This window comes from Streptomyces sp. 15-116A, from assembly GCF_025290915.1.
GTDB lineage: Bacteria > Actinomycetota > Actinomycetes > Streptomycetales > Streptomycetaceae > Streptomyces.
In genome coordinates, this window is sequence record NZ_JAOCQE010000030.1 from 21,755 (window position 1) to 39,505 (window position 17,751).

Here is a 17,751-nt window from a genome sequence, read left to right on the forward strand (position 1 = left end):
CCTAGCCGCGGGCCATCGCGTACCCAGCCGCGGGCAACCGGCACGCCCATCCCGCGAGCAGTCTGCGCCGCCCACCCCGCGGCCAGCCGGCACCGTCCATCCCGCGGGCAGTCGTGCCGCTGGGGCGATGGGGGTCCCCCCGCTCGAGCGAAGCCGAGAGTGGGGGAGGGTGGGCGCGGACGGCACCCCGTCAGCGCCGGGCTGCGCGACCCACCCCCGGCAAGCCACAGCCGCGGCCCACTCATAAGCGGACCGCGGCTGCAGCAAACGCAAAGACCTACTTCTCGCGCTTCAGCGCCTCCAGCGCGCGCCCGGTGACCTCGTCCACCGGCCCCATCGCCGAGATCGTCACCACGAGGCCCTGCGCCTTGTAGTAGTCGATGATCGGCTCGGTCTGCGTGTGGTAGACCTCCAGCCGCGTGCGCACCGTCTCCTCGGTGTCGTCGTCGCGCTGGTACAGCTCACCACCACAGACGTCGCACACGCCCTCCTTCTTGGACGGGCTGTACGACACGTGGAAGACGTGGCTGGAGTCCTTGCGGCAGATGCGCCGGCCGGCGATCCGCTTGACCACCTCGTCCTCGGGGGCCTCGAGGTCGAGCACCGCGTCCAGCTCGATGCTCTCGGTCTTCAGCAGCTCGTCGAGCGCCTCGGCCTGGGAGACGTTCCGGGGAAAACCGTCCAGCAGGAAGCCGCCCTCGGCGTCGGGCTGCTCCATGCGGTCCTTGGCCATGGCGATGGTGACCTCGTCCGGTACGAGGTTGCCGGCGTCCATGTAGGACTTGGCGAGCTTGCCCAGCTCGGTCTGCCGGCTGATGTTCGCACGGAACAGATCACCCGTGGAGATGTGCGGGATGCGCAGTTTCTCGGCAAGGCGGGTGGCCTGCGTACCCTTTCCAGCACCCGGCGGCCCGACGAGGACGATTCGCATCAGCGGAGGAACCCTTCGTAATTGCGCTGCTGGAGCTGGCTCTCGATCTGCTTCACCGTCTCGAGACCGACACCCACGATGATCAGGATGCTGGTCCCTCCGAACACGAAGTTCTGGTTTGCCCCGAAACCAGCCAACGCCATTGTCGGCACGAGAGCGATCAGGCCCAGATACAGCGAACCCGGCCAGGTGATCCGGTTGAGTACGTAGCTGAGGTACTCAGCGGTCGGTCGGCCAGCCCGGATGCCCGGGATGAAGCCACCATACTTCTTCATGTTGTCGGCGACTTCTTCGGGGTTGAAGGAGATGGCCACGTAGAAGAACGCGAAGAAAACGATCAGGATGAAGTACAGCGTCACGTGGAACGGGGCATCCTGCGCGACCAGGTTCTTTTCGATCCAGATCTTCCACCCCGCGTTACCGCTCGAGAACTGCGCGATCAGTGCAGGGATGTAGAGCAGCGACGACGCGAAGATGACCGGAATCACACCGGCCTGGTTCACCTTGAGCGGGATGTACGTCGACGTACCGCCGTAGGACCGGCGGCCGATCATGCGCTTCGCGTACTGCACGGGGATCCGGCGCTGCGCCTGCTCGACGAACACGACCAGGCCGACCATGACGAAGCCGACCAGCACGACGATGCCGAACTCGATCCAGCCGCCGGCCAGGGAGCCCTCCTGCTTGATGGCCCACAGGGAGGACGGGAAGATCGCGGCGATCGAGATGAACATCAGGATCGACATGCCGTTGCCGATGCCGCGGTCGGTGATGAGCTCACCGAGCCACATCACGACGGCCGTACCGGCGGTCATGGTGATGACCATGGTGATGGTGACGAAGATCGACTGGTCCGGGACGATCTGGCTCGCGACCGGGCAGCCCGAGAACAGGGCGCCACTGCGGGCGGTGGCCACCAGACCCGTGCCCTGGAGGATGGCGAGCGCCACCGTGAGGTAACGGGTGTACTGCGTGATCTTCGCCGTACCGGCCTGGCCCTCCTTCTTCAGGGCTTCCAGGCGCGGGATCACCACGGTCAGCAGCTGCAGGATGATGCTCGCCGTGATGTACGGCATGATGCCCAGCGCGAAGATCGTGATCTGGAGCAGCGCGCCACCGCTGAACATGTTGACCAGACCGAACAGGCCCTGGGTGGCCTCGGCGTTGTCGATACAGGTCTGGACGTTGCGGTAGTCGACACCCGGGATCGGGATATGCGTACCGACCCGGTACACCACGATGATGCCGAGCGTGAAGAGCAGCTTCTTGCGCAGGTCGGGCGTCTTGAACGCCCGGGCGAACGCGGTGAGCACGGTGCCTCCTGCGACCCCCCGCGCAACTGCGTCAAGGGTGACGGTCTTGAGATTCCGACTAAGGACGAATACGTAACGGTCAACTGCCGCCCCGAGTGCCCCGTATGAGGCGCCCGGGAAAAGTGGGCAGTGCAGGTCACCTTACCGGCGAGACTGCCGCCCTAGGAACGACCAACCGGGGATGCCCCATTTGTGGGGCATCCCCGGTCGGGATCGCTCAAGTCATCAAGACGCCTGATGGGTTCAGACGAGCTCGGTGACGGTACCGCCGGCGGCGGTGATCTTCTCCTTGGCGGAGCCGGAGACGGCGTCGACCGTCACCTGCAGCGCCACGGAGATCTCGCCCTGGCCGAGGACCTTGACGAGCGCGTTCTTGCGAACGGCACCCTTGGCCACCAGACCCTCGACGGTGACCTCGCCACCCTCGGGGTAGAGCGCGGCCAGCTTGTCGAGGTTCACGACCTGGTACTCGGTCTTGAACGGGTTCTTGAAGCCCTTCAGCTTCGGGAGGCGCATGTGCAGCGGCATCTGGCCGCCCTCGAAGCGCTCCGGAACCTGGTAGCGGGCCTTCGTACCCTTCGTACCACGACCGGCCGTCTTACCCTTCGACGCCTCACCACGACCGACACGGGTCTTGGCGGTCTTGGCGCCGGGGGCGGGACGGAGGTTGTGGATCTTCAGCGGGTTCTGCTCCGCCATGATCAGTCGACCTCCTCGACCGTCACGAGGTGGCGGACGGTGTGCACCATGCCGCGGAACTCGGGGCGGTCCTCCTTGACGACCACGTCGTTGACCTTCTTGAGGCCAAGCGAACGCAGGGTGTCACGGTGGTTCTGCTTGCTGCCGATGTAGGACTTGACCTGCGTGATCTTGAGCTGCGCCATGATTACGCACCCGCCCCGGCACGCGCACGCAGCAGAGCCGCGGGGGCGACGTCCTCGAGCGGCAGACCGCGGCGGGCCGCGATCTCCTCGGGACGCTGCAGGCCCTTCAGGGCCTCCACGGTCGCGTGCACGATGTTGATGGCGTTGTCGGAGCCGAGCGACTTCGACAGCACGTCGTGGATACCGGCGCACTCGAGCACGGCACGCACCGGACCACCGGCGATCACACCGGTACCCGGCGACGCCGGCTTGAGCAGCACGACACCGGCCGCCTTCTCACCCTGGATGGGGTGCGGGATGGTGCCCTGGATCCGGGGGACCTTGAAGAAGTGCTTCTTGGCCTCCTCAACGCCCTTGGCGATGGCGGCCGGCACCTCCTTGGCCTTGCCGTATCCGACACCCACGGTGCCGTCACCGTCGCCCACCACGACCAGCGCGGTGAAGCTGAAGCGACGACCACCCTTCACAACCTTGGCGACGCGGTTGATCGCGACGACGCGCTCAACGTACGCGGTCTTCTCGGCGGCAGCAGCGCCGCCGTCACGGCCCTTCCGGTCCCGCCGCTCGCCGCCACCGGCACCGCTTCCGCGGCGCTGGGGTCCAGCCATTGGATTACCTCTCTCTTTCCGCTAGCTACAAGCGGCTCAGAACTTGAGCCCGGCTTCGCGGGCGGCGTCGGCCAGGGCGGCGATGCGCCCGGCGTACTGGTTGCCACCACGGTCGAACACGACGGCCTCGACACCGGCGGCCTTGGCACGCTCGGCGACCAGGGCGCCGACCTGCTTGGCCTGCGCGGACTTGTCGCCCTCGCCACCGCGGATCGACGCGTCCAGGGTGGACGCCGACGCCAGGGTGTGGCCCTTCAGGTCGTCGATCACCTGCGCCACGATGTGGCGGTTGGAACGAGTCACGACCAGGCGAGGACGCTCGGCGGTGCCGGCGACCTTCTTGCGGATCCGGATGTGACGACGCTTGATCGCAGCACGCTTGTAGGCGTCGCCCTTGAGGATCTTCTGCCCGTATGCCATGGCTTACTTACCCGCCTTTCCGACCTTGCGGCGGATGACTTCGCCCTCGTACTTGACGCCCTTGGCCTTGTACGGGTCGGGCTTGCGCAGCTTGCGGATGTTGGCCGCAACCTCGCCGACCTTCTGCTTGTCGATGCCCTCGACCGAGAAACGGGTCGGGGACTCCACCTTGAAGGTGATGCCCTCGGGGGCCTCGACCGTGATCGGGTGGCTGTAGCCGAGGGAGAACTCCAGGTTCGAACCCTTGGCGACAACGCGGTAACCGACACCGCTGATCTCGAGCTTCTTCACGTAACCCTGGGTCACGCCGGTGATCATGTTCGCCACCAGCGTGCGGGACAGGCCGTGCAGGGCCTTGTTCTGACGCTCGTCGTTGGGGCGGGTGACGTTCAGGACGCCGTCCTCACCCTTGGCGATCTCGATCGGCGCCACGACGGTGTGGGTCAGCGAGCCCTTGGGACCCTTGACCGAGACCGTCTGGCCGTCGATGGTGACGTCCACGCCGGCGGGAACCGCGATGGGGAGCTTGCCGATGCGCGACATAGCTGTTTCCTCCGTTCCCTTCTGCTACCAGACGTAGGCGAGGACTTCCCCACCCACGCCCTTCTTGCCGGCCTGCTTGTCGGTGAGGAGCCCGTGCGACGTGGAGATGATCGCCACGCCGAGGCCGCCCAGCACCTTCGGCAGGTTGGTGGACTTCGCGTACACCCGGAGACCGGGCTTGGAGATCCGCTTGATGCCCGCGATGGAGCGCTCACGGTTCGGGCCGAACTTCAGCTCGAGGACGAGGTTCTTGCCGACCTCGGCGTCCTCGACGCGCCAGCCCGTGATGAAGCCCTCCTGCTGGAGGATCTCCGCGATGTGCGACTTGATCTTGGAGTGCGGCATCGACACGGTGTCGTGGTATGCCGAGTTCGCGTTCCGCAGACGCGTCAGCATGTCTGCGATCGGATCAGTCATGGTCATGAATTGGCCTTCGGCCTCTCTCGCCGGGGTTTCCTGGTGCGCCATCCCTCTCCCCGATCCGAGACGGGACGGGTGCGGCGCGGTGGACCTACGGCGTAGTAAGTCGTACGGGCGTCAGGGCGCCCAACCCTCCTAGCCTAAGCCATGGAGAGGTGGGCCCCTGACCAGACCCTTTGCTTACCGAGAGCCCTGAGAATCCCTGATGAGGGGGATTACCAGGAGCTCTTGGTCACGCCCGGCAGCTCGCCACGGTGAGCCATCTCACGAAGGCACACGCGGCACAGGCCGAACTTGCGGTACACGGAGTGCGGACGGCCGCAGCGCTGGCAGCGGGTGTAGCCACGCACACCGAACTTGGGCTTGCGAGCAGCCTTGGCAATCAGAGCCTTCTTCGCCATCTCGCTCACGCCTCCTTGAAGGGGAAGCCGAGGTGACGAAGGAGCGCACGGCCCTCAGCGTCGTTGGTCGCCGTGGTCACCACGGTGATGTCCATACCCCGGACGCGGTCGATCTTGTCCTGGTCGATCTCGTGGAACATGACCTGCTCCGTGAGACCGAAGGTGTAGTTGCCACGGCCGTCGAACTGCTTGGGGGACAGGCCGCGGAAGTCGCGGATGCGCGGCAGCGCGAGCGACAGGGTGCGGTCCAGGAACTCCCACATGCGGTCGCCACGGAGCGTGACGTGGGCACCGATCGGCTGGCCCTCACGCAGCTTGAACTGCGCGATGGACTTGCGGGCCTTGGTGACGGCCGGCTTCTGACCGGTGATCGTGGTGAGGTCGCGGATGGCGCCCTCGATCAGCTTGGAGTCGCGGGCGGCGTCGCCCACACCCATGTTGACCACGATCTTGACGAGGCCCGGAACCTGCATGACGTTCTCGTACTTGAACTCGTCACGCAGCTTGCCGACGATCTCCTCGCGGTACTTCGTCTTCAGGCGCGGAGTGGTGGTGGTCGTCATCAGATGTCCTCACCCGTCCGCTTGGCAACGCGGATCTTGTTGCCCTCTTCGTCGAAGCGGTAACCGACGCGGGTCACGACCTTCTTGCCGTCCTTCTCCACGACCAGCTGGACGTTGGAGACGTGGATCGGCGCCTCGGTGGTGACGATGCCGCCGGCCTGCGAACCGCGAGCCGTCGGACCGGCCTTGGTGTGCTTCTTGACCCGGTTGACACCCTCGACCAGGACGCGCTCCTCGCGCGGGTAAGCGGCAATGACCTTGCCCTGCTTGCCCTTGTCCTTGCCGGTGATGACCTGGACCAGGTCGCCCTTCTTGATCTTCATGCTCACAGCACCTCCGGCGCGAGGGAGATGATCTTCATGAACTTCTTCTCGCGCAGCTCACGGCCCACGGGGCCGAAAATACGGGTGCCGCGAGGGTCGCCGTCGTTCTTCAGAATGACGGCGGCGTTCTCGTCGAAGCGGATGTACGAGCCGTCCGGACGGCGGCGCTCCTTGACGGTGCGAACGATGACCGCCTTGACGACGTCACCCTTCTTCACGTTGCCACCGGGGATCGCGTCCTTGACGGTGGCGACGATGACGTCACCGATGCCCGCGTAGCGGCGACCGGAGCCACCGAGCACACGGATGCAAAGGATCTCCTTCGCACCAGTGTTGTCGGCGACACGCAGTCGCGACTCCTGCTGGATCACGTCTATCTCCTGAATGTCTGCCGGTTCCCCGGGAGCCGCTCAGCGAGCGGCTCCCGGAGCCTGGCGGAACTGTCCTGCGAGGAATGCCCCGCAGGAGATTTACTTGGCCTTCTCGAGGATCTCGACGACGCGCCAGCGCTTCGTCGCGGACAGCGGCCGGGTCTCCATGAGGAGGACGCGGTCGCCGACACCCGCGGCGTTCTGCTCGTCGTGCGCCTTGAGCTTGTTCGTACGGCGGATGACCTTGCCGTACAGCGCGTGCTTCACACGGTCCTCGACGGCGACGACGACGGTCTTGTCCATCTTGTCGCTGACGACCAGACCCTCACGGGTCTTGCGGAAGCCGCGGGCTTCGGTGTTCTCAGTCACGTTGTTCTCGCTCATGCGTTCTCCACCGTTTCGATGCCCAGCTCGCGCTCGCGCATCAGGGTGTAGATCCGCGCGATGTCCTTACGGACGGCCTTCAGCCGGCCGTGGTTCTCGAGCTGACCCGTCGCCGCCTGGAAGCGGAGGTTGAACAGCTCTTCCTTGGCCTCGCGGAGCTTCGCCAGAAGCTCCTCGTTGCCCAGCTCGCGCAGCTCGGACGCCTTGGTACCGGCCGACATCACGCTTCACCTGCCTCGCGCTTGACGATCCGGCACTTCATCGGCAGCTTGTGGGCCGCACGGGTCAGCGCCTCACGGGCGATCTTCTCGTTGGGGTACGACAGCTCGAACATCACGCGTCCGGGCTTGACGTTGGCCACCCACCACTCCGGAGAACCCTTACCGGAACCCATGCGGGTCTCGGCCGGCTTCTTCGTCAGCGGGCGGTCCGGGTAGATGTTGATCCAGACCTTGCCGCCACGCTTGATGTGACGGGTCATGGCGATACGAGCCGCCTCGATCTGGCGGTTCGTGACGTACGCCGGGGTCAGCGCCTGGATGCCGTACTCGCCGAACGCAACCTGCGTGCCACCCTTGGACATGCCGTTGCGCTTGGGGTGGTGCTGCTTGCGGTGCTTGACCCTACGGGGGATCAGCATGGTGGTCAGGCCTCCGTTCCGGTGCTCTCAGCCGGAGCGGCGGCGGGCGCGTCGGCCTTGGGGGCCTCGGCGGCCGGAGCCTGCTGCTGCGGCTTGCGACCGCGCCGCTCGCCACCGCGGCCACCACGGGCCGGGCGGTCGGAGCCGCCACCGCGGGCCGGGCGGTTACCCGCACGGGCGGCAGCGTTCTCGGCGCGGACCTCGGCGATGTTCTTGACGTCGCCCTTGTAGATCCAGACCTTCACACCGATGCGGCCGAAGGTCGTCTTGGCCTCGAAGAAGCCGTAGTCCACGTTCGCGCGGAGCGTGTGCAGGGGCACGCGGCCCTCGCGGTAGAACTCCGAGCGGGACATCTCGGCGCCGCCGAGGCGGCCACCGCACTGGATCTTGATGCCCTTGGCGCCCGCCTTCATCGCCGACTGCATGCTCTTGCGCATGGCGCGGCGGAAGGAGACGCGGGAGGAGAGCTGCTCGGCGACGGCCTGGGCGACCAGCTGAGCGTCGGTCTCGGGGTTCTTGACCTCGAGGATGTTCAGCTGGACCTGCTTGCCGGTGAGCTTCTCGAGGTCACCGCGGATGCGGTCGGCCTCGGCGCCACGGCGGCCGATGACGATGCCCGGACGGGCCGTGTGGATGTCCACGCGGACGCGGTCACGGGTGCGCTCGATCTCGACCTTGGAGATGCCGGCGCGCTCCATGCCGGACGTCATCATCCGGCGGATGGCGACGTCTTCCTTGACGTAGTCCTTGTACAGCTTGTCGGCGTACCAACGCGACTTGAAGTCGGTCGTGACACCGAGCCGGAACCCGTGCGGGTTTACCTTCTGGCCCATTACCGGGTTCCTTCCTTGCTGCTGACGACCACGGTGATGTGGCTGGTCCGCTTGCGGATCCGGTAGGCACGGCCCTGGGCGCGCGGACGGAACCGCTTCAGGGTCGGGCCTTCGTCGACGTAGGCCTCGGAGATGTAGAGGCTGTCGACATCGGTGTGGTCGTAGTTGTGCGCGGCGTTGGCAATGGCGCTGTCCAGCACCTTGCCGACCGGCACGCTCGCGGCCTGCGGGGCGAAACGCAGGACCGCCTGAGCCTCCGTGGCATCCATGCCACGGATGAGGTCCACCACGCGGCGGGCCTTCATGGGCGTGACGCGGATGTACCGCGCCTGGGCCCTGGCTTCCATGGTTGTCCCTTCAGTGTTTGTCATGGTCATTCACACCCCGCTGACTAGCGGCGCTTCGACTTCCGGTCTTCCTTGACGTGACCCCGGAAGGTGCGCGTCGGCGAGAACTCGCCGAGCTTGTGGCCGACCATCGACTCGGTGACAAACACCGGGATGTGGGTCTTGCCGTTGTGCACCGCGAGCGTGTGGCCGAGCATGGCCGGCACGATCATCGAGCGACGGGACCAGGTCTTGATGACGTTCTTGGTACCGGCTTCGTTCTGAGCTTCCACCTTCTTCATCAGGTGGTCGTCGACGAAGGGTCCCTTCTTCAAGCTACGAGGCATCTCAACCCGTCCTTAGCGCTTCTTGTTCGTCTTGCGGCGGCGGACGATGTACTTGTTCGACGCCTTCTTGGGCGAACGAGTACGGCCTTCCTTCTTGCCCCACGGGGACACAGGGTGGCGACCACCGGAGGTCCGGCCCTCACCACCACCGTGCGGGTGGTCCACCGGGTTCATGACCACACCACGGACGGTCGGGCGAACGCCCAGCCACCGCTTACGGCCGGCCTTGCCCCAGTTGATGTTGCTCTGCTCGGCGTTGCCGACCTCGCCGACGGTGGCGCGGCAGCGGACGTCGACCAGGCGGATCTCACCGGACGGCATGCGCAGGTGGGCCATGGAGCCCTCCTTCGCGAGCAGCTGCACCGAGGCGCCGGCGGAGCGGGCGAACTTGGCGCCGCCGCCGGGACGCAGCTCGATGGCGTGCAGCGTCGTACCGACCGGGATGTTGCGCAGGGCGAGGTTGTTGCCCGGCTTGATGTCGGCCCCGGGACCGTTCTCGACGCGGTCGCCCTGGTTCAGGCCACGCGGCGCGAGGATGTAGCGCTTCTCGCCGTCCGCGTAGTGCAGGAGCGCGATGCGCGCGGTGCGGTTGGGGTCGTACTCGATGTGCGCGACCTTCGCCGGCACGCCGTCCTTGTCGTGACGACGGAAGTCGATCACGCGGTAGGCGCGCTTGTGGCCACCGCCCTGGTGGCGGACGGTCACACGACCGGAATTGTTACGGCCGCCCTTGCTGTGCAGGGGACGGACCAGCGACTTCTCCGGCGTGGACCGCGTGACCTCGACGAAGTCGGCGACGCTGGAGCCACGACGGCCCGGAGTCGTCGGCTTGTACTTGCGGATACCCATTTCTCAGTCCTCGTCCGATATCGAACGATCCTGACCGCTTACGCGGTCGGACCGCCGAAGATGTCGATACGGTCGCCCTCGGCGAGGGTCACGATCGCGCGCTTGGTGGCGGCACGCTGGCCGAAGCCCGTGCGGGTCCGCTTGCGCTTGCCGACGCGGTTGATCGTGTTGACCCCGGTGACCTTGACCGAGAAGACCGACTGCACGGCCTCCTTGATCTGGGTCTTGTTGGCACGCGGGTCGACGATGAACGTGTACTTGTTCTCGTCGATGAGCGCGTAGCTCTTCTCGGACACGACCGGCTTGAGCAGCACGTCACGGGGGTCCGTGTACGCCTTGCTCGCCGGGGTGACGACGGTGTTCTTGCCCTCGGTGGCGTGGCGGCGGGCCTTCTTCAGGCGCGCCTCCTTCGCCTTCTTGGCCGCCTTGGAGGCGATGGAGGGGTGACGGACTGCCATCAGACCTCGCTCCCTTCGTTGTCGTTGGCCTTGTTCGGGCCGGCGACGAAGGACTCGAAAGCGGCCTTGGTGAAGACCACGTCGTCCGAGACGAGAACGTCGTACGTGTTCAGCTGGCCCGGCTCCAGGATGTGGACCTGGGGCAGGTTGCGGGCGGACAGCCACGCGGCCTCGTCGGCGCGGTCGACGACCAGGAGCAGGTTCTTGCGCTCCGAGATCTTGCCGAACAGCGTCTTGGCGGCCTTCGTGGACGGCGTCTCGCCCTCGATCACGCCGGTGACGACGTGGATGCGGTTGTGACGCGCCCGGTCGGTGAGGGCGTGACGCAGAGCGGCAGCCTTCATCTTCTTCGGGGTGCGCTGCGAGTAGTCGCGCGGCACGGGACCGTGCACGACGCCACCACCGGCGAACTGCGGCGCGCGGGTCGAACCCTGACGGGCGCGACCGGTGCCCTTCTGGCGGTACGGCTTCTTGCCACCGCCGCGGACCTCGCCGCGCGTCTTGGTCTTGTGGGTGCCCTGGCGGGCAGCGGCCAGCTGCGCGACGACGACCTGGTGGATCAGCGGGATGCTGACCTTCTCAACGCCGAAGATCTCCGCGGGGAGCTCGACGGTACCGGCCTTGTCGCCCGCCGGCGAAAGGATGTCAACAGTGCTCATCGGTTACCTCAGGCCCCCTTGGCCGCGGTGCGGACCAGGACGAGGCCGCCGTTCGGACCGGGAACCGCGCCCTTGATGAGCAGCAGACCCTTCTCCGCGTCAACGGCGTGGACGGTCAGGTTCTGGGTGGTGACCCGCTCGTTGCCCATGCGACCCGCCATGCGGAGGCCCTTGAACACACGGCCCGGGGTGGCGCAGCCGCCGATGGAACCGGGCGAGCGGTGCTTGCGCTGGGTGCCGTGTCCGGCGCCGAGGCCACGGAAGTTGTGGCGCTTCATGACACCGGCGAAGCCCTTGCCCTTGCTCTTGCCGGTCACGTCGACCTTCACGCCGGCCTCGAACACCTCGGCGGTGATCTCCTGGCCGAGCGTGTACTCGGAGGCGTCCGACGTGCGGATCTCGACGAGGTGACGACGGGGGGTGACGTCGGCCTTGGCGAAGTGGCCCTTGAGGGGCTTGTTCACCTTGCGCGGGTCGATCTCGCCGAAGGCGATCTGGACGGACTCGTAGCCGTCGACGTCGTTCGTACGGACCTGGGTGACGACGTTGGGCCCGGCCTTGACGACGGTGACCGGAACAACACGGTTGTTCTCGTCCCACACCTGCGTCATACCGAGCTTCTCGCCCAGGATGCCCTTGATCTGCTTAGCCATCTCTCAGATCACCGCGCCTCAGAGCTTGATCTCGATGTCGACACCGGCCGGGAGGTCGAGTCGCATCAGAGAGTCAACGGTCTTGGGGGTGGGGTCGAGGATGTCGATCAGGCGCTTGTGCGTGCGCATCTCGAAGTGCTCGCGCGAGTCCTTGTACTTGTGCGGCGACTTGATGACGCAGTACACGTTCTTCTCAGTGGGCAGCGGCACCGGGCCCGCGACCGACGCACCAGTGCGGGTCACCGTCTCGACGATCTTCTTCGCCGAGCTGTCGATGACCTCGTGGTCGTAGGCCTTGAGCCGGATGCGGATCTTCTGTCCCGCCATGGCTACTTCGTAGTCCTGTCTCTCATTACGCTCTGGAACCCGGAGTTTCCTGCCCCGCCTCCGACCCACGCGGTCGGGCGTGTCGCACTCCCGCTGACATGGATGTCCCTTGTTCGAACATCCCCGCGGGATTGACACGGCCCTACCAGAACCGCGGACCGGGAGCGAAAGCCCACCGGGCGCCTGGCCGGCGCCGCGCCCACGCTTCCCGGAAGATTCCCGTACGTCCGCCCCTGATCAGGGACGACGAGTACTGTGGGACTCGCTTCCGGTCCTCCCGGCGGGAGGCGCGCAGCATCAACACTCGACCGAGCAACTCGGACAGTCTGCCATATGGGGCGGTGCGGACGCCAATCGAGCCGGAGAGAATACCCCGGGAGTGACGCGGGTCAAACGCGGGGCGACGGGGCTTGATCGGCGGGGTTGGGCATCCCGGATATTGGGGTGGCGTCAGGCACCCAGGGGGTGCGGGTGGCGTCAGGCACCCTCAGGGGGTCTGGGTGGCCTCAGATGCCCCAGGGATCCTGGTGCCCTCAGAACTCACAGGGGTTCTGGTGCCGTCAGATTCCCGAGGGATCCGGGTGCCGTACGGCCGCCGGACCCTCGGACCACAGCAGCCGGGCCTCGATCTCGTCACCCGTGAGCTCGATCAGCCGCTCGACCGCCCAGCCGTTCCACTGCACGGCACGGGGGAACTGCGGCAGCCGGAAGGCCGGCAGCTGGCCCGGCAGGGCTTCGGGCCGGAACACCGCCTTCTTGACCTCGCCGGTCACCTTTTTCGGCTTCGACGACCTGCGCAGATCCAGACAGTCCTCACCGTCGATCGGCGATGGCGGCCGGGTCGGTGGGGAGCGGGTCGCCCTTGCTCGTACGACCGCCGGCGAGGGAGACCGTCACCGAGCCGGTGATCGGGGTGTCACCGCCGAAGCTCTCCGCCATGCAGCCGCAGTACAGCGCACCGGACTTCCAGGCGTCCGCTGCCGCCTTCCGGAGTAAGGTGATGAACGTCTCCCGGTGCGGGGCCAACTCCGGCTGGAAACCGCCCCGCTCGACGGTCAGCGCCTCCATGCAGCGAGCCATGACGCCGGCCTCCCCGTTCAGCCGGGAGGGGACCGTGATGCGGCTAGCCGTGCTTCGCCACCGTCAGTAGTGCTGCCGAGTCCTCCATCGCCTCCAGGCTGTGCCGGTCCGGCGGGATCAGGATCAGGTCGCCGGTGCGGGCCTCCCAGGAGGTGTCGCCGCTGGTGAGGCGGACGCGTCCGCGGAGGATCAGGACCGTGGCCTCGCCGGGGTTCTCGTGGTCGGCGAGGGACGTGCCGGCGGTGAGGGCGAGGAGGGTCTGGCGCAGGGCGTTCTCGTGGCCGCCGTGGACCGTCGTGGCGCTGCGGCCGTGGGACGTCGTGGCGGCGCGGTCCAGGTGTTCGCGGGCGAGGGCGTCGAGGGAGACCTTCTGCATGCCGGCCAGTTTCGCGACGCCGGAATCAACGGCACCAGGGCCATGTGGGGTAGAGCCGTAGGGACCGTGGGCCCCGTGCCGCCCCCGGGCTCTGTGATACTTGCGCCGTGCCGTCGACACCCCCGCCGGAGCCGTATCCCAGCGGCGTCCCGCAGCCCATAACCGCCGACGCGCCCGGGCACATCCCCCGCCCCCTGCTCACCCAGTCCTGGCTCGACCTCACCTTCCTGCACTGGGCCGCCGACCCGGCCGACGTGGCGGCGCTGCTGCCGGCGGGCACCGTCCCCGACACCCTCGACGGCGTCACGTACGTCGGTCTCGTCGCCTTCCGGATGCACCGGGTGGGGTGGCTGGGCCTCCCCGGCGTCCCCTATCTCGGCACCTTCCCGGAGACCAACGTCCGGCTCTACTCCGTGGACGCGCACGGGCGGCGCGGGGTCGTGTTCCTCTCGCTGGACGCCTCCCGGCTGATACCCGTCGCCGTCGGGCGTCTCGGGTTCCGGATGCCGTACGTCTGGTCCCGGATGGACATCCGGTACGACGGCACCGACACCGTCACGTACACCAGTTCCCGGCGCTGGCCCGGACCGCGCGGCGCCGGGAGCCGTATCACCGTACGGGTGGGCGAGCGGATCGAGGAGCCGACCGAGCTGGAGCACTTCCTGACCGCCCGCTGGGGCATGCACGGCGCCTTCTTCGGGCGGTCGATGTATCTGCCCAACGCCCATCCGCGCTGGCCCCTCCACCGGGCCCAACTCATCGACTTCAACGATCAGTTGGTGGCGGCCGCCGGGCTCCCGGAGCCGGTCGGGGAGCCCGTCAGCGTGCTGTACTCGCCGGGCGTTTCCGCTCGGTTCGGGCGGCCCGCCCGGCCCGGCGGCATCCGGACACCGTGACACGGCGGGAACCCAACAACCCGGCAGCCCGGGTCAGATCACCCCCTGTGCCAGCATCGCGTCCGCCACCCGCTCGAAGCCCGCGATGTTCGCGCCGGTGACGTAGTCGCCGGGGGCGCCGTAGCGCTCGGCGGTCTCCGCGCAGGTGACGTGGATGTCCGTCATGATGCGGGCCAGCTCCTGCTCCACCCGCTGGGCCGGCCACGCCGTACGGGACGCGTTCTGCGCCATCTCCAGCGCGCTGACCGCGACCCCGCCCGCGTTCGCCGCCTTGCCGGGGCCGAAGGCGACGCCGGCCTGCTGGAGCAGTCGTACGGCCTCCGGGGTCGTCGGCATGTTCGCGCCCTCCGAGACCGCCTTGACGCCGTTGCGTACGAGGGCGGTGGCGTCCTCGGCGTTCAGCTCGTTCTGCGTGGCCGACGGGAGGGCCACGTCCGCCGGGACCTCCCAGACCCGGCCCCGCTCGACCGGCACGAACCGCGCCGACGCGCCCCGGCGCTGCGCGTAGTCGCTCACCCTGCCGCGTTCGACCTCCTTGATCTGGCGCAGCAGCTCCACGTCGATGCCCTTCTCGTCGACGACATAGCCGCGGGAGTCGGAGCAGGTCACCGGGTTGGCGCCGAGGGCCGCCAGCTTGCGGATGGCGTGGATCGCGACGTTCCCGGAGCCGGAGACCACCGCCGTCCGCCCCTCCAGGTCCTCCCCGCGCTCGCGCAGCATCGCCTCCGCGAACAGCACGTTGCCGTACCCGGTCGCCTCCGGGCGGATCAGCGAGCCGCCCCAGCCCGCGCCCTTGCCGGTGAGGACGCCGGCCTCCCAGCGGTTGGTGATCCGGCGGTACTGGCCGAAGAGGTAGCCGATCTCGCGCCCGCCGACGCCGATGTCACCGGCCGGGACGTCGGTGTGCTCGCCGATGTGCCGGTGCAGCTCGGTCATGAAGGACTGGCAGAACCGCATGACCTCGGCGTCGCTGCGGCCCCGCGGATCGAAGTCGCTGCCGCCCTTGCCGCCGCCGATACCGAGACCGGTCAGCGCGTTCTTGAAGACCTGCTCGAAGCCGAGGAACTTGACGATGCCGAGGTTCACGGAGGGGTGGAAGCGCAGGCCGCCCTTGTACGGGCCGAGCGCGCTGTTGAACTCCACACGGAAACCCCGGTTGACGTGGACCCGGCCGTGGTCGTCCTGCCACGGCACCCGGAAGATGATCTGCCGTTCCGGCTCGACCAGCCGCTCCACCAGCCCCGGCTCCGCGTACTCGGGCCGCGCCGCCAGCACCGGCGCGAGCGTCTCCAGCACCTCGCGCACGGCCTGGTGGAACTCGGGCTGGGCGGGGTTGCGGTGCTCGATCTCGGCGCGGAGCTCGTCGAGCGAGGTCGGTGCGCTCTTCATGACGGGTCGTGTCACTACAGGATCCCCTTCTGGCACGGCTGCTCCCGGTACGCATGCACAGAGGTACGCACGAACCGCGACGGACGCTCGGCACGGTTGCCGCGCGCAGGACGACAGACGCTCGGCACCGTTGCCGAGCGCAGGACGACAGACGCTCGGCACCGTTGCCGAGCGCAGGACTGAGGCCGTTTCAGGCGGGTGTCCCGAGAAACGGCCGATCTCCCATGTTGCCCTCGCGCAGGCGCCGAAACCAGGAAGCCGGCACCCCGGCCGCTCCATCAGGTCCGTACCAACCCCTTGCCCTCGCCCCTCCCCCGCCGCAAGCTCCCCTCATGGAGCTCGAGTTGCGGCATCTGAAGACGATCCGGGCGATTGCCGAGGCCGGAAGCCTCACCAGGGCGGCGACGGCGCTCGGGCTGGCGCAGCCCGCGCTGAGTGCCCAGCTGAAGCGGATCGAACGCGCCCTGGGGGGTGAGCTGTTCGAGCGGGGCCGGCACGGTGTGCGGGCGACCGCGCTGGGCGAGTTGGTGCTGGAGCGCACCCGGATCGTGCTGCCCGCGGTGACGGAACTCCAGCAGGAGGCGGCGCGCTTCGCCCGGGCGCCACGCACCCCCACGGCGTGCTTCCGGCTCGGCGGGACCCACGGCCCGCTGCTCGGCGCCCTCGTCGACCGGCTGGCGCATGTGGTCCCCGACGCCCGCGTCACCACCTGCACCTCCTGGTCCGAGCGGGAACTGGCCACCCTGCTCGGCGAGGGCCGCCTCGACTTCGCCCTCGCCGGCACCTGCGGCTCCGCCGAACCGCCCGGCGCCGACGGGCTGACCTGGCGCGAGGTCGCCGTGGACCCGGTGTTCGTGATGCTGCCGGACACGCATCCCCTCGCCGACCGCGCCGAGGTGGACCTGACCGAGCTGGCCGGCGAGGAGTGGGCCTGCGTCCCCGGCGACGGCTGCTTCGGGGACTGCTTCACGGCCGCCTGTGCCCGCGCCGGTTTCACCCCGAGCCGTATGTACGAGACGGACACCGCCTCCCTCGTCCACCTGGTGCAGGTGGGCCGTGCGGTCGGCCTGTGCCGGGCGACCTTCCCCACCACGCCCGGCATCGTCAGCCGCCCCCTGGCCGGCACTCCCCTGGCCTGGCGTCATCTGCTGGGCTGGCACACGGCGTCCCAGCAGCCGCACACCACGGCCACCGTCCTCGCCCAGGCCCGCCTCGCCCACGCGGGCGTGGCGGCCCGCAGCGACAGCTACACGCAGTGGCTCGCGCGGCAGGCACGGGTGCCATGACGGCTCTGGGGTCCCATGGGGTTCCATAACGCGCGGCAGGGGGTCAACTGACAGCTTACGGCGGCCACTTGCCGCTTCCTACGGTTTCGGCACCCCACCGAAACCGAGGAGACACCCCATGCTCCAGCGACACACCAGAGCCCCGGCGGCCGTGGGCGCCGCCGTCGTGGCGACCGCCGCGCTGCTCGTGGCCGGGCTCAGCGGCTCCGCGAGCGCGGGAACGGCGGCCACCGCGACGACAGCGACCGCCCAGACCACCCAGACCACCTCGACCGCCCACACCACCCCGAACGCCCAGTCCGACCAGGCCGCCCCCACCACCCCGGCCGCCCTCTCCGCCGCCGGCACCCTCCGCACCGATGCCGCCCCGCCCGCCCTCCTCAAGGCCATGCAACGCGACCTTGGCCTGGACCGCGCCCAGGCCGGGCGGCGCCTGGTGAACGAGGCCGAGGCCGGAGCCGCGGCGGGCCG

General features: G+C 68.2%; 28 protein-coding genes and 2 pseudogenes. 3 read left to right on the forward strand and 27 right to left on the reverse strand.

All coding sequences use genetic code 11. The annotated features are described in order from the left end of the window. Positions 1 to 277: 277 nt before the first annotated feature. The 26 genes and pseudogenes from N4P33_RS08510 to N4P33_RS08635 form a co-directional block, all read right to left on the reverse strand. Entirely contained in the window at positions 278 to 931 is a 654-nt protein-coding gene (locus N4P33_RS08510; RefSeq protein ID WP_260825705.1) for an adenylate kinase, read from the reverse strand. After that, positions 931 to 2,244: a preprotein translocase subunit SecY gene (secY, locus tag N4P33_RS08515; protein WP_260825706.1), complete on the reverse strand. Its 1,314-nt coding sequence runs from the start codon at positions 2,242 to 2,244 to the stop codon at positions 931 to 933. Before secY ends, N4P33_RS08510 begins: the two co-directional genes overlap by 1 nt. A gap of 243 nt (positions 2,245 to 2,487) precedes the next feature. Next, the gene (gene rplO / locus N4P33_RS08520; RefSeq protein ID WP_059127184.1) at positions 2,488 to 2,943 is read right to left on the reverse strand and encodes a 50S ribosomal protein L15; all 456 of its coding nucleotides are present in this window, start codon (positions 2,941 to 2,943) and stop codon (positions 2,488 to 2,490) included. A gap of 2 nt (positions 2,944 to 2,945) precedes the next feature. Next, entirely contained in the window at positions 2,946 to 3,128 is a 183-nt protein-coding gene (gene rpmD / locus N4P33_RS08525; RefSeq protein ID WP_004984515.1) for a 50S ribosomal protein L30, read from the reverse strand. A gap of 2 nt (positions 3,129 to 3,130) precedes the next feature. Further along, entirely contained in the window at positions 3,131 to 3,736 is a 606-nt protein-coding gene (gene rpsE, locus N4P33_RS08530) for a 30S ribosomal protein S5 (RefSeq protein WP_019753099.1), read from the reverse strand. A gap of 36 nt (positions 3,737 to 3,772) precedes the next feature. Further along, a complete protein-coding gene (rplR, locus tag N4P33_RS08535) occupies positions 3,773 to 4,156 on the reverse strand; it encodes a 50S ribosomal protein L18 (protein ID WP_004984518.1) in 384 nt (127 codons plus the stop codon). Between the two features lie 3 nt (positions 4,157 to 4,159). Continuing rightward, entirely contained in the window at positions 4,160 to 4,699 is a 540-nt protein-coding gene (rplF, locus tag N4P33_RS08540) for a 50S ribosomal protein L6 (RefSeq protein WP_260825707.1), read from the reverse strand. A 24-nt stretch (positions 4,700 to 4,723) separates the two neighbouring features. Beyond that, positions 4,724 to 5,122, reverse strand: coding sequence for a 30S ribosomal protein S8 (gene rpsH, locus N4P33_RS08545; protein WP_037887001.1), 399 nt, complete (start codon positions 5,120 to 5,122; stop codon positions 4,724 to 4,726). A 212-nt stretch (positions 5,123 to 5,334) separates the two neighbouring features. Beyond that, on the reverse strand, positions 5,335 to 5,520 hold the full coding sequence (locus N4P33_RS08550; RefSeq protein WP_003948630.1) for a type Z 30S ribosomal protein S14: 186 nt from the start codon (positions 5,518 to 5,520) through the stop codon (positions 5,335 to 5,337). Positions 5,521 to 5,525: 5 nt separating this feature from the next. Further along, positions 5,526 to 6,083, reverse strand: coding sequence for a 50S ribosomal protein L5 (gene rplE / locus N4P33_RS08555; protein WP_141309629.1), 558 nt, complete (start codon positions 6,081 to 6,083; stop codon positions 5,526 to 5,528). Next, positions 6,083 to 6,406, reverse strand: coding sequence for a 50S ribosomal protein L24 (rplX, locus tag N4P33_RS08560; RefSeq protein WP_196460383.1), 324 nt, complete (start codon positions 6,404 to 6,406; stop codon positions 6,083 to 6,085). Before rplX ends, rplE begins: the two co-directional genes overlap by 1 nt. A gap of 2 nt (positions 6,407 to 6,408) precedes the next feature. Next, complete coding sequence (gene rplN / locus N4P33_RS08565) at positions 6,409 to 6,777, reverse strand: 50S ribosomal protein L14 (protein ID WP_003998823.1); 369 nt, start codon at positions 6,775 to 6,777, stop codon at positions 6,409 to 6,411. A 99-nt stretch (positions 6,778 to 6,876) separates the two neighbouring features. After that, positions 6,877 to 7,161, reverse strand: coding sequence for a 30S ribosomal protein S17 (gene rpsQ, locus N4P33_RS08570; RefSeq protein ID WP_004984524.1), 285 nt, complete (start codon positions 7,159 to 7,161; stop codon positions 6,877 to 6,879). Continuing rightward, positions 7,158 to 7,382: a 50S ribosomal protein L29 gene (gene rpmC / locus N4P33_RS08575; protein ID WP_007494763.1), complete on the reverse strand. Its 225-nt coding sequence runs from the start codon at positions 7,380 to 7,382 to the stop codon at positions 7,158 to 7,160. The genes rpsQ and rpmC overlap by 4 nt, the downstream gene beginning before the upstream one ends. Next, positions 7,382 to 7,801 (reverse strand): 50S ribosomal protein L16, encoded by a 420-nt coding sequence (gene rplP / locus N4P33_RS08580; protein ID WP_029380975.1) that lies wholly within the window; start codon positions 7,799 to 7,801, stop codon positions 7,382 to 7,384. The genes rpmC and rplP overlap by 1 nt, the downstream gene beginning before the upstream one ends. Before the next feature lie 5 nt (positions 7,802 to 7,806). Next, positions 7,807 to 8,634 (reverse strand): 30S ribosomal protein S3, encoded by an 828-nt coding sequence (rpsC, locus tag N4P33_RS08585; RefSeq protein WP_260825708.1) that lies wholly within the window; start codon positions 8,632 to 8,634, stop codon positions 7,807 to 7,809. Further along, complete coding sequence (rplV, locus tag N4P33_RS08590; RefSeq protein ID WP_028420772.1) at positions 8,634 to 8,981, reverse strand: 50S ribosomal protein L22; 348 nt, start codon at positions 8,979 to 8,981, stop codon at positions 8,634 to 8,636. The genes rpsC and rplV overlap by 1 nt, the downstream gene beginning before the upstream one ends. A 44-nt stretch (positions 8,982 to 9,025) precedes the next feature. Then, positions 9,026 to 9,307, reverse strand: coding sequence for a 30S ribosomal protein S19 (gene rpsS / locus N4P33_RS08595; RefSeq protein WP_260825709.1), 282 nt, complete (start codon positions 9,305 to 9,307; stop codon positions 9,026 to 9,028). A gap of 12 nt (positions 9,308 to 9,319) precedes the next feature. Further along, positions 9,320 to 10,156, reverse strand: a complete 837-nt coding sequence (gene rplB, locus N4P33_RS08600; protein ID WP_167991126.1) for a 50S ribosomal protein L2 — start codon at positions 10,154 to 10,156, stop codon at positions 9,320 to 9,322. Positions 10,157 to 10,194: 38 nt separating this feature from the next. Further along, on the reverse strand, positions 10,195 to 10,614 hold the full coding sequence (rplW, locus tag N4P33_RS08605) for a 50S ribosomal protein L23 (protein WP_260825710.1): 420 nt from the start codon (positions 10,612 to 10,614) through the stop codon (positions 10,195 to 10,197). Beyond that, positions 10,614 to 11,273, reverse strand: a complete 660-nt coding sequence (rplD, locus tag N4P33_RS08610; RefSeq protein WP_260825711.1) for a 50S ribosomal protein L4 — start codon at positions 11,271 to 11,273, stop codon at positions 10,614 to 10,616. The genes rplW and rplD overlap by 1 nt, the downstream gene beginning before the upstream one ends. A gap of 8 nt (positions 11,274 to 11,281) precedes the next feature. Continuing rightward, complete coding sequence (gene rplC, locus N4P33_RS08615) at positions 11,282 to 11,926, reverse strand: 50S ribosomal protein L3 (protein WP_029380970.1); 645 nt, start codon at positions 11,924 to 11,926, stop codon at positions 11,282 to 11,284. Positions 11,927 to 11,944: 18 nt separating this feature from the next. Next, positions 11,945 to 12,253 (reverse strand): 30S ribosomal protein S10, encoded by a 309-nt coding sequence (gene rpsJ / locus N4P33_RS08620; RefSeq protein WP_003948644.1) that lies wholly within the window; start codon positions 12,251 to 12,253, stop codon positions 11,945 to 11,947. A gap of 560 nt (positions 12,254 to 12,813) precedes the next feature. Next, positions 12,814 to 13,026: a hypothetical protein gene (locus N4P33_RS08625; RefSeq protein ID WP_260825712.1), complete on the reverse strand. Its 213-nt coding sequence runs from the start codon at positions 13,024 to 13,026 to the stop codon at positions 12,814 to 12,816. A gap of 52 nt (positions 13,027 to 13,078) precedes the next feature. After that, positions 13,079 to 13,333: pseudogene (locus N4P33_RS08630) on the reverse strand (hypothetical protein); the annotation flags it as partial. A 43-nt stretch (positions 13,334 to 13,376) separates the two neighbouring features. Then, entirely contained in the window at positions 13,377 to 13,709 is a 333-nt protein-coding gene (locus N4P33_RS08635) for a cupin domain-containing protein (RefSeq protein WP_260825713.1), read from the reverse strand. Positions 13,710 to 13,816: 107 nt separating this feature from the next. Between N4P33_RS08635 and N4P33_RS08640 the strand changes: the two genes are divergently transcribed. Then, positions 13,817 to 14,605 carry a YqjF family protein gene (locus N4P33_RS08640; protein WP_260825714.1) on the forward strand — a complete coding sequence of 263 codons (789 nt, stop codon included), beginning with the start codon at positions 13,817 to 13,819 and terminating at the stop codon, positions 14,603 to 14,605. 33 nt (positions 14,606 to 14,638) lie between these two features. On the opposite strand, the gene gdhA is transcribed toward N4P33_RS08640, so the two are convergent. Beyond that, positions 14,639 to 15,994 carry an NADP-specific glutamate dehydrogenase gene (gdhA, locus tag N4P33_RS08645; protein ID WP_260825715.1) on the reverse strand — a complete coding sequence of 452 codons (1,356 nt, stop codon included), beginning with the start codon at positions 15,992 to 15,994 and terminating at the stop codon, positions 14,639 to 14,641. A gap of 332 nt (positions 15,995 to 16,326) precedes the next feature. On the opposite strand from gdhA, the gene N4P33_RS08650 reads away from it, so the two are divergent. Continuing rightward, positions 16,327 to 17,280 carry a LysR family transcriptional regulator gene (locus N4P33_RS08650; protein WP_260825716.1) on the forward strand — a complete coding sequence of 318 codons (954 nt, stop codon included), beginning with the start codon at positions 16,327 to 16,329 and terminating at the stop codon, positions 17,278 to 17,280. A 118-nt stretch (positions 17,281 to 17,398) separates the two neighbouring features. Continuing rightward, positions 17,399 to 17,751, forward strand: a pseudogene (locus N4P33_RS08655) (hypothetical protein); the annotation flags it as partial.